Source organism: Nocardia sp. NPDC003345, assembly GCF_053589395.1.
This window is the reverse complement of record NZ_JBSFRU010000618.1, coordinates 1-1,192: the sequence shown is the minus strand read 5'-3', so window position 1 is coordinate 1,192 and position 1,192 is coordinate 1. Positions and strand designations below refer to the sequence as shown.

At 66.1% G+C, this 1,192-nt stretch carries 1 protein-coding gene; it reads right to left on the bottom strand.

From position 1 onward, the window contains the following. Positions 1-739 (bottom strand): alpha/beta hydrolase (locus tag ACWDU1_RS32460; RefSeq protein WP_450004236.1); only part of this gene is annotated, 739 nt, incomplete at its 3' end. Positions 740-1,192: the final 453 nt, after the last annotated feature.

The following is a 1,192-nucleotide window of genomic DNA, read 5'->3' as shown; positions in this document are numbered from 1 at the left end:
CGAACACGAACGGGTCCATCCGCAGCCACTGCGGGCTCCACGGGGCGGCCATCGAGTCGACATTGAAGCGACCCGCGTCGAGCATGGCGATACGGATCGCCTCACGCATCCCCGGCGCGGAGATGTTCAGGTAGCCGGAGTAGGCGGCGGCCGACCGGAACTGATCGCGGTGGTAGGCGGCCAGGGCCAGCGCCGCGCTGCCGCCCATGGACAGGCCCGCGATCGCGTTGTTGGTCCGGGAGACGCCGTAGCCCTCGAGGAAGGCCGGGAGTTCCCTGGTGAGGAAGGTTTCCCACTTGTAGGTGAACTTCTGGCCGTTGGTGTTGCTCGGCGAGTACCAGTCGGCGTAGAAGCTCGACTGGCCGCCGACCGGCATGATCAGCGAGATGTTGTCGTTGCCGAACTGCTGGAGCGCGTTGGTCTCGAACGACCAGGCGTTGCGGTCCTCACGGGCCCGCAGCCCGTCGAGCAGGTAGAGCCCGGCGTTACCGCCGCGCGCCGCCCACTGGACCTGCACCTTGATCGGACCCATGCTCGAGGGAACCATCAGTTCCTCGAAGGCACCCCGCTGAACGGGCGACGCCACCGGCGCGGCCACGGCCGCGGTCGGGGCCGCGATACCCGCGGCTACCGGAAGCGCCAGCACCGCGGCACCGATTGCCAGAATCCGGTTACGCCAACCGCGAGGTGACCGCGACCCCGTACTTCTCTTCGGGCCGGCTGCCCTGCCGAAACGCATGAATTCTGCTCTCTTTCTGCTGTTGTGGTGTTGTTCGCCACCGCTGCGCGGACAACACCCCGTTTCTCCTCGGGCGCCGGCGGCCGGTCCCGACCAACCCGTGGCCGACAGCGCTACAACGATCTGGTCACAGATGTGCTCGCTGGACCATATTCGACCTCATCGAGCCTAAGCAAGGCCGTGGTGATCGGATGGCCGAAATCCGCCGCGAGAACGCTGTGATCGCCCCGTGACGATACCTTGCCGAAGCGTTGATGTCGCGGCGGGCCGCGATATTCGGTCGTTATCGAAATCGTCTTCCGACCTGCGTTGTGTAACGGAATACGAACCCCCGTCGAATTCCTATCGACAGCAGTGTGCCCGCCCCGGGGAAGCGACCCCGGGGCGGGCAGATCGGAAGAGCGGCGGGGAGGGAAAGAGGGTGGTGGATGTGGTGTATATGGTGGTGGGGGC